Source organism: Mesorhizobium sp. M0119, assembly GCF_040322615.1.
Classification (GTDB): domain Bacteria; phylum Pseudomonadota; class Alphaproteobacteria; order Rhizobiales; family Rhizobiaceae; genus Mesorhizobium.
The window spans coordinates 21,127-29,870 of record NZ_JAMYTU010000053.1 but is presented as its reverse complement, the minus strand read 5'-3'; the positions used below and the strand labels follow the sequence as shown (position 1 = coordinate 29,870).

The following is an 8,744-nucleotide window of genomic DNA, read 5'->3' as shown; positions in this document are numbered from 1 at the left end:
GTCGACCGCAACCTGCAAACCCCCGCCTGCCATCACGACGGAGCAATCCCGGCGCCTGACGAGGCGCGTGGAAAAGCACCGCAACGGCGACCACAGCGTCGCTTCAGGCCGTCAAAAGCTTATCGCCGTGCATCAAGGCGGCTAGGTAGGTGTGGCCCGGCTTCGTTGAATCCGCTGCGGGCCAGCTCTCTGATAGAAATCGGCGCCGTCGTCCCAGGCTTTCCATGGGCATCGTTTCCCGCGCGGAATGAAGGTCTCCTTCCCGAAGGCGGCAATTCCTAAACTCGGTGCGATGCCCGATTTGCGGTCAGGCTGCATCCGCCTTTTCTTCCAGACCAAGTAATCGCTTCGGCCAGAGCGCCGGCGGTGAAGAATTGTCTTGCGCTATCCCTAGCAAATGCGCTCATGCTGCTATTCCTCCACGGGCACCTGCGCCGGGAGGGCACCTCTAAACGCGACCGATAGACCGAGGGGAGGGCTCAACCCAATGAGCAGGGTGGCGCCCGCAGATGCGACTCCAGCTTCGTCGGCGACATTTGCGCCGCTCGAGAATGCAACTTTCCGATCGATCTGGCTTGCTACGCAGGTGTCCAGCTTTGGCTGGCTAATTCAAACTGTCGCCATCAGTTGGCTGATGGCGACCATTTCGACTTCCGACGTGATGGTCGCCTTGGTGCAGGCTTCGACGACGTTGCCTACATTCATCCTGTCGATCATCGCCGGAGCCCTGGCTGATAATTTCAGCCGCCGCAATCTGATGTTCGCTGGCTGGTCCGTGATAGCGCTGTCCTCGGCGATGCTGACGGTTCTTGCAGGCTTGGGAATTTTCAATCCATGGATGGTTCTTGCATTCAGCTGTTTGGCCGGAGCGGGCGCCGCTTTCACCGATCCCGCTTGGCACGCGTCGGTCGGCGACATCTTACGAAAACGCGAAGTTCCAGCCGCGGTTACGCTCATCTCGGTTGGATATAACGCTGTTCGAAGCGTCGGTCCGGCGCTTGGTGGCATTGTCGTTGCCTCCTTTGGACCTTTGACAGCTTTCGCTGTGGCGACGCTGACCTATCTAGCGCTGCTGTGGACCATAGGGCGCCGCAAATGGGATGTTCGCTCGTCCCCCCTCCCGCGCGAGCCATTGACCACGGCCATTCATGACGGGGCGCGCTTCACGGCGCTATCGGCGGAGATCAAGGCGGCAATCGCGCGTGGCGCGCTTTTTGGCCTGACCAGCATCTCCATACTCGCGCTCCTGCCTGTCGTTGCCCGCGATCAATTAGGCGGAGGACCGATCGTTTATGGCATCCTGATGGCTGGCTTCGGGACCGGCGCCTTGTGCGTCGGCATCTGCAACAATGTTTTGAGACGGTCGCTCTCCCAGGAGCGACTGACAATACTGGCATGCATTGCTTGCGCGGCGTGTTGTTTATCTCTTGCTCTCACGTCTTCAGTGGCAGTGGCGGCTATTGCGCTGGCGCTCGGCGGCGCGGGATGGGTGGTCACCTGGACGGGGCTCGACGTAAGCGTTCAATTGGCAAGCCCAAGGTGGGTCGTTGGTCGCACGCTCTCGATCTATTATGCCCTTTCGTCGGGTGGTATCGCGGCCGGCAGTTGGCTGTGGGGTACGGTGGCTGAGAACTATTCGCTTGCCTCAGCCCTGGAGATTTCAGCTGCTGCGCTACTGATGGTCGCGGCCACCGGGTTCCTGTTGCCGATCCGTCAATGGCAAGACTCTGATCAGGATCCTTTTGGCTTCGAGACACCGCAACTCGCTCTCGACCTGAAGCCGAGAAGCGGCCCGATCGTCATCAAGATCGAGTACTCAATACCGGAGGCAAACGTCGAAGCTTTCCTCGATCAGATGCAGGAACGACGGCGGGTGCAAAGCCGCGTCGGCGCCAGGCACTGGAACCTCCAGCGCGATCTTCAGGATTCCTCGCTTTGGACAGAAACCTTCCGCACGCCGACCTGGATGGACTATCTGCGCCTAAACCATCGCCTCACAGCGGCGGACAAGGAATTGGACCAACGTCTGCTCGAATTGAACATGGGTGGAAACCCACCTCTTACTAAACTTTCGATTGAGCGGCCGACCGGGGCAACCCGCAAGCGGGATCAACCGACGCGATTTTTCTTCCGCCGGTGATCGCAGGCTGTTGTTGATAGAGTTTCAAGGGTGAGGGTAGATGACCGGCTTGGTAAGATTTGAGAGGCCAGTTGTGATTCAGATTGGCCGCTATACAGAACGCACCGTGTTCGATGTTAATGATGCGGCCTCCATCCTGCTGCGGGATCTTGGTGGTCGTCAGACGGAGAAGCACAGGGCAGCTATGGACGCCTGTCTGAAGGTTATACGAGGTGAGCTTCATCCACCCGCCGCCCGCAGGGCTTTCGTCGCGGTCGCGCGCGAAGCAAAGATTCTACGCGGCGATTGACTGGAGTGCTCAAGCGGCACCGCCCGGCAACTGGCGGCTGATACAGAAGGCCTGAGGCATGACGTTGCCGCTCTTCTATCTGACACGAGCAGGGCGCAGCAGTTCCTACCCGTCGACTACATCGGGCAAGGTGTCTTCGACGACGCTCAAATTTCGGTCGAAAGCTTCTTTGTCGGATGCGTGGGCCCGGAGAGAGCGCACATTGTTCAGGATCGCCGCCACCGCCGCTTCTTTATCGGGTGCTATCCTTGTCGTGACCGCTTTAGCCGCCAACGCGGAAAAATCTATGGCGGTATAAGCTGGTACGACCGCAGCGTCGGTTGCTTTCGGCCGTTCTTTTACGATTGCGCGCCGGCCCCGCGGCAGAGCCATACGGTCAGCTTTTGCTGCAAATGTCGCGCCGCGCCGCAGGCGCGTCTGCAGGAGGCCCGAGCGGTACGCAGGTGCTGTCGGCACAATCGTCGGGAGCGCATGAGATGGAACCGCCTCAGAAGCGTCCAATGCAGGGCTTTTCGTGCGCGAAGCGTCGGTAGAGGCGGGCAGGGGTATGAACGCGCGTTTGGCGAGCCGGCCGTCGGCGAAATAGAAATTGCGCGTGCCGAGAATTGGCAGTTCGCCGCGCGGCAATATGATGACCTTGTTCTTGTCGAGCGTGCGGATTTCATCCGGCCGCATAAGAGGCCGCCGCACTTGCTTGCGGTGCTCGGAGCGCGTGTAATAAGTGTCGAACAAGGTTGCCTTGGTTCGCGTCACGTCCTTTTGAACGTCCGACGTTTCGCCGAGCTGCTCGGAAACGTAGCGCAGATCGTCAGCGTCCTGCGCACCGAAAAAGATCTGCACGCGAGCCGCGTTGATAAGTGTCTTGCGCCCCTCCTGGCGATAGATCTCGTCTACAGCCTTCAGCGACTGTACGAAGAACCACATCGAAACACCGTTGCCGCCGAGCACGCTCGCCATTTCGGTCACGTTCTCGAGCTTGCCGAGGTTCTGGAACTCGTCGAGCAGCACAAGCACCGGATGCTCGTCGGCACGCGGCATAGTTTCCGACATGAAGTTCATCAACTGCGTAATCAGGACGTTGAACAACGGTCCAAGGGAGGTGATCTGCTCGCGCCGTACGTCGAGATAAAGAGAGATCCGGTCGCGCTTCAGCCTGCGAATATCGAACGTGCTGCGCGACGTAGCTCGCATCAGGCGCTCGTTGAGAAAAGGGGCCATGCCGGTGCGTACGCCGGCATATATCCCGGAAAACTGCCGCTCAGACATCTCAAAATATGGCAGCAGGGTTTGCAGCGTGAAATGCGAGCATTCGCGGCGGCGTTCCTCGCGCAGCGAGCCGATGAACTCCAGGAGCGGCTGCTCGGCACCGTTCATGATCTCGAGGATTGTGGCGAAGGTCTTCTTCTCGTTCGGGATCGCAGGCGATTCCATGACGAAGGACGCGATGCCGGTAAAAAGGAGGCGGGCGTCGTTAACCCAGTAGGGATCCGCGTTCGAAGGGGGGCGCGGAAACAGCGCTGCAGCGATGTTGCGAAGGTCGATGTCGCGCTGCGCCGAATCCAGCGAGATGAAGTCCATCGGATTGTAGCATGCGGTATTGCCGTCCGGATCAGCCGGCGCGAAACGCACCACGCGGCTCATGGTTGAACGGTAGCCGGCGGTGGCCGCATAGGTCTCGCCACGCAGGTCGAGAACCACGAACGAATGCGGCCAGGTCAGGGCGTTCGGGATGATGAGAGAAGTGCCTTTACCGGAGCGCGGCGGCCCTATGACGAAGCCGCCGACATCATCGCCATCAATCCACAATTTCTTGCCGCCGATCAGCCTGCGCTGCGTCAAGCGGATCTTGCCGGAGCGCTGATCGCGGCCGGGCGACAGAATTCCGGTAAGCCTGCCGCCGGCTCGACCGACGAAGACGCCGCCAACTTTCGTCAGGCCGGTTTTCGATATGTCGCCCATCGTCATGAAGCGAGAGTCATTGCGCTTTCTCGGGCGCATGAGAAGCAGGCCGACCAAGGGCGCAAGAAACCCTGATGCCCCTGCGGCAACGGCGTATTGTACCCGGCTAAAGTTCCTCGCCATCGTATCCGCCCAGGCCAGACGAACGACCGGCAAGGGATTGGCGTTCAACTGGTCGAACAGGACGTCGGAGCCAGTCCTGAACCAATCTGTCGCGGCATAGGCGACCGTGAAGGCCAGGCCGCCCAGGGCCGTCGCCATGAGCACCATGAAAATTGCTGTTGCGATTTTCTGCATGAATGGCCCCGCTAGATTGTCTCCGCCTTGGTAAACTTGATCTCGCTGATGCCGCGCCGTCCGCCTTCGGTGCGGACCATCTGGACGACCACCGGAATGACCTCGCGCAGGTAGTCGAGGATTTCGCTTCGCGACAGGCCCGAGCTGCCCTGCATGACCATCAGCGCCAGCCGCTCGTAGGCGGACCGGGCCGAATTGGCATGAACGGTGGTGAGCGAACCCGGATGGCCGGTGTTGATCGCCTGGAGGAAGGCGAAGGTTTCAGCGCCGCGCAATTCGCCCAGTAGCAGACGGTCGGGTCGCATGCGAAGCGAGGCCTCAAGCAGCTGTTGGGCGGAGACCTTGGCAAGGCCCTGGTCGCCCTTTGAGGCTATCAGAGTGACGTTGTTGGGAGCCGGCAGCCGCAGTTCGCGGGTGTCTTCGATCGTGATGATCCGCTCATGGGCCGGGACCTCCTTCAGGAGCGCATTCAAAAACGTCGTCTTGCCCGTCGACGTGCCGCCTGAAACGACGATCGAGACGCGGTTGCGCACCGCATACTGCAGGAAGTCCATAGGCGACGTGTCGTGCAACATCTCGACAAGTCGCTTTTCTTCGGCTGACAGCGCCAGGCCGCTGCCCATCGCGGTGTTTTCGAAGGCGCCGAGATCGTTGTAGGCATCAAGGCTCATATCCATGATGACCTGCTTGCGGATCGAAATCGCCCCGCCTTCGGGAGCCGCGGGCGGCAAGATGCATTGGATGCGCTCACCCGAGGGTAGAGCGGCCGACAGGACCGGTTTTTCTTCGTTGATGACTTGATTGGTCGCCGAGGCGACGCCCGTCGAGATATGCCTAATCCAGCCGGGCGTGACCTCGCGCTTGACGACGTGCTCCATTTCCTTCGCGCCGAGGCGTTCGATGAACAATTCACCCGGCCTGTTGATTGCAATCTCGGACACCGCATCTTCGTTCAAATAGGACCATATCGGCTCCAGATGGGCGCGGAGGACCGGGGCTCTCGCCCATGGGTCGGGGAGGGGATGCACGGCATTCATTTCACCGGGCTCCCATAGCCTGGATAGAAATGATCCTTTGGCGTCGCGTAAAGAGGCGTCGGATCGATCGCCGACTTCGGCCGCCCGCCGGCCTTCAGCCGTGCAACTTCTTCCTGAATGGGATCAGCATACAAATCCGAGAAATCGAGATCTCGTCGCACCAGCACGACAATCGATGTGCCCTGATCGACATAAACTGTCGGACCAATGTTCTGCGTGTCGCGAAACGCCTCCTGCGCAAGTTGCTGCAAGGCGGTCGATGACTTGTCAAAAGCGATGCTGCGGGCGTCGCGCTGCGAACCACTGCCACCATAAGTTACGGTCGTGGTCTCACCGGTCACGGGATCGATCGTCGACACCTGGCGCTGTTGTCCATCCTGGCTGCTATCGGCTAGCGAGGACAGATATTCAGAGACGCCGCCAACGACGGAAAGCATGATGGCGTTGCCGTAGCGTTCAAGCCAGCGCGTATCGACACGGCCGCCCAGGCCACCGCGGCCGAGCGCGTCTGCCCCAGGCGACTTGATATCGACGGAAATGCCGTCCGAGCGGATGGCCCTGCTCCAGACGATGAAAACACGCTTTTGACCGCGCGCAAGCCCCGAGCGGTATTCCCCGGTCAGCCGCGAGCCCTTTGGAATGAGGATCCGCCTTCCGTCGAGCGAGAAGACATCCTCGCGCACGACAGCGCGTACGGCACCGGGAAGGTCGGTGTTGATGGCGGTTTCCAAATAGCCGCGAATGATCGTTCCCTCTGGGATCAACGCATCGGTGCGGCGGAAGACCGTGGCTTTGACGATGCCGGAAGAACTTGCCTCAGACTGCGCCAGGAATGCCTTGTTGGGATCACTGTCGGCGCCGGGGACCGCAATGATCTGACCGTCCGGCGCGATTTCGACCTGCGCCGCCTGGGCGCCGGCATCTGTCGAGCCGGTTTGATCATTCATCACCATCTGGTTCGACCGCAGGCGTTCCCACACCGCTTTTTCATGCTCGGCGGCCTCTGCCTTACGGCGAGCCTCTTCGTCAGCCGCGGCCTTGCGGCGGGCTTCTTCCGCCTCAGCCTTGCGGCGAGCCTCCTCAGCCGCCATTTGCGCCTCCAGCGCGCGTCGCTGCGCATCGAGATCCGCGCCCTCCTGCACGGTCTGGTCGACATTATCGGCTTGTTGCGTGCCCTTTTGGCCGTCAGCTGGTGGCGGCACCACGATCTGGTCGATCGTGCCGTCGGCAGGTTGCGGCGGGTCGTTCAACGCCGGCGGGCGGAACTCTGGCGGATTGAAGTTTTCCTCGCCATCGCTGCGAAGATCGCGCGATACCGGCTCCCGGGGCCAGTTCAGCCATATCAGCGCGCCTACCAGCACTACGCCGAGGCCGACCAGGGCGATCCTGGTACCCACGCCCGCACCACGGCGCGCGACTGTCGGGCTGCCGTCCAACTGGTTATAATCGATCTGGGTCATCACCGCCCTCCGCTGGATCCGAACAGGGTGGAACCGCCTGTCAGTTTCGTTGGACCGTAGATCTGCTCGACCGGGTCGATAGCGTTGGGTCGCGCCCGGTTGTAGAGGCAGAGCGTCTTGCCATCGGCCCGCAAGGTGAATTGCCGCGCGACCTTGTCGATGACGGTGTATTTGCCCTGCGTACGAACGTTGACCAGCGACTCATGGCGCTTGTCGTCGACAACGAAGATCGCCGGAATGTCGCCCTTGAACTCCAGAAACACCTTGGTGCCGTCGTCGAATACGGTGCGCGGCTTCAGGCTGTCGTCGCCCTTGTAGGCGTAGTCGTAGTTGAGATCGGCATAGTTCAGATCCTTCAAATCCGGATCGGCGGCGCTCTCCTTGGCCTGTGAGAGCAGGCGCGCGTTGATATCCTCGTCCGGGTATTTGAACCGGACCTGGAAGGATGCCCGGTCACGGCTATTGTCGGTTGCCTGCAGCAGCAAGGAATAGACGCGCCGGTTGGTGACGACGTTGACGTTGGTCCACGCATCGCGCTCCAGCGGCTTTACGAACAGAAATCGCGATCCGCGTTTGGGGATGATCGACCAGCCTTTCGTGTCGCCAGCCGACACGGTTTCGATGACTTCGGTCGGGCTGAGCTCGACCATCGTCGAAATACCCAGAGCTGCGCGCACCGACGTCACGTCGTCATTGTTGAAGGTGACGTATCGGATGCGGCCGTCGCGTGCGGCCGCGTCGTGCATTGTGCCGAGCAGAAAGGCGGCCGACAGCGCAAGGCCCACGCGCCATCTCATTGTAGGCTCCCCGCAGCGGGCGCCGATTCCTGGTCGCGGCGATAATCCGTAACCTGAAATCCCAACGGGTTGTCGAAGCGCCATTCGTTCTTGAGCGGCGTCGAGGTGTAGCGGAATTTTATCACCGCGACCCAATTGTCGACGGTCGAAGAATTGTCCCGCCGCGTCGTCGTGGCGAAGCGCACTGATGCTGTGTTGCGGTTGAGCAGGGATACCGACTTGATCTCGACCGAGATCGTGGCATTGCGGCCATAGATCTTGTCCAGCGACTGAGGATTCGCAGGCGTGTACAGCCATGTCAAATCCTTGGACGCCGTGTCGGTGGAGTAGAGTTGCGCCAGGTCGTAATTCTGTTTCAGTTCACGCGAATCGTAGGTTTCGCGGGCCCTGATGTAGCGTACCAGATTGGCCGCCGTGACGGCTTCGTTCTGGGACAAATCTCCAGGCTTGAGCGCGCGCATGATCTCGAGGTAGCCCGTCGATTTATCGACCTCCACAACATACGGTTCGAACTGCCGGAGCGGCAGGATCAGCACGAGCGCCAGCAGCGACAACACCGCCACCAGTCCAGAAACGCCACTGACGATCCATGCCAATGTACGCGATCGACGCATTGACCTGTGCGTGTCGTCTTCCCAGGTCGCGCCCGCCCTGTAATAGCGCTTGTCGACGAGTTCGCTGCTGCTGTCAGCAACCGTTTCCACTGGAATTGCCACTTTATTATTGCCTCGTTTGCCCGCCGCATCCTGATCCAGCACCGCGATC

7 protein-coding genes are annotated in these 8,744 nt (G+C 60.5%); 2 read left to right on the top strand and 5 right to left on the bottom strand.

All coding sequences use genetic code 11. From position 1 onward, the window contains the following. Nucleotides 1–487: 487 nt before the first annotated feature. Nucleotides 488–2,140 carry an MFS transporter gene (locus tag NKJ40_RS28510; RefSeq protein WP_031195547.1) on the top strand — a complete coding sequence of 551 codons (1,653 nt, stop codon included), beginning with the start codon at nt 488–490 and terminating at the stop codon, nt 2,138–2,140. A 40-nt stretch (nt 2,141–2,180) separates the two neighbouring features. Continuing rightward, on the top strand, nt 2,181–2,429 hold the full coding sequence (locus tag NKJ40_RS28505; RefSeq protein WP_352468908.1) for a DUF982 domain-containing protein: 249 nt from the start codon (nt 2,181–2,183) through the stop codon (nt 2,427–2,429). Nucleotides 2,430–2,534: 105 nt separating this feature from the next. Here NKJ40_RS28505 and NKJ40_RS28500 read toward each other — a convergent pair whose 3' ends face one another. The 5 genes from NKJ40_RS28500 to NKJ40_RS28480 form a co-directional block, all read right to left on the bottom strand. Then, nucleotides 2,535–4,268, bottom strand: a complete 1,734-nt coding sequence (locus NKJ40_RS28500; RefSeq protein ID WP_352468907.1) for a type IV secretory system conjugative DNA transfer family protein — start codon at nt 4,266–4,268, stop codon at nt 2,535–2,537. 428 nt (nt 4,269–4,696) lie between these two features. After that, on the bottom strand, nt 4,697–5,722 hold the full coding sequence (gene virB11, locus NKJ40_RS28495; protein ID WP_352468906.1) for a P-type DNA transfer ATPase VirB11: 1,026 nt from the start codon (nt 5,720–5,722) through the stop codon (nt 4,697–4,699). Continuing rightward, nucleotides 5,719–7,182, bottom strand: coding sequence for a type IV secretion system protein VirB10 (gene virB10, locus NKJ40_RS28490; RefSeq protein WP_352468905.1), 1,464 nt, complete (start codon nt 7,180–7,182; stop codon nt 5,719–5,721). Before virB10 ends, virB11 begins: the two co-directional genes overlap by 4 nt. Beyond that, nucleotides 7,182–7,979: a TrbG/VirB9 family P-type conjugative transfer protein gene (locus tag NKJ40_RS28485; RefSeq protein ID WP_352468904.1), complete on the bottom strand. Its 798-nt coding sequence runs from the start codon at nt 7,977–7,979 to the stop codon at nt 7,182–7,184. The genes virB10 and NKJ40_RS28485 overlap by 1 nt, the downstream gene beginning before the upstream one ends. Continuing rightward, nucleotides 7,976–8,737 carry a VirB8 family type IV secretion system protein gene (locus tag NKJ40_RS28480; RefSeq protein ID WP_352468903.1) on the bottom strand — a complete coding sequence of 254 codons (762 nt, stop codon included), beginning with the start codon at nt 8,735–8,737 and terminating at the stop codon, nt 7,976–7,978. The genes NKJ40_RS28485 and NKJ40_RS28480 overlap by 4 nt, the downstream gene beginning before the upstream one ends. Nucleotides 8,738–8,744 lie beyond the last annotated feature (7 nt).

Coding starts and splice junctions, on each gene's coding strand:
- NKJ40_RS28510 (WP_031195547.1), top strand. CDS start 488: ATGAGCAGGGTGGCGCCCGCAGATGCGACTCCAGCTTCGTCGGCGACA.
- NKJ40_RS28505 (WP_352468908.1), top strand. CDS start 2,181: ATGACCGGCTTGGTAAGATTTGAGAGGCCAGTTGTGATTCAGATTGGC.
- virB11 (WP_352468906.1), bottom strand. CDS start 5,722: ATGAATGCCGTGCATCCCCTCCCCGACCCATGGGCGAGAGCCCCGGTC.
- virB10 (WP_352468905.1), bottom strand. CDS start 7,182: ATGACCCAGATCGATTATAACCAGTTGGACGGCAGCCCGACAGTCGCG.
- NKJ40_RS28485 (WP_352468904.1), bottom strand. CDS start 7,979: ATGAGATGGCGCGTGGGCCTTGCGCTGTCGGCCGCCTTTCTGCTCGGC.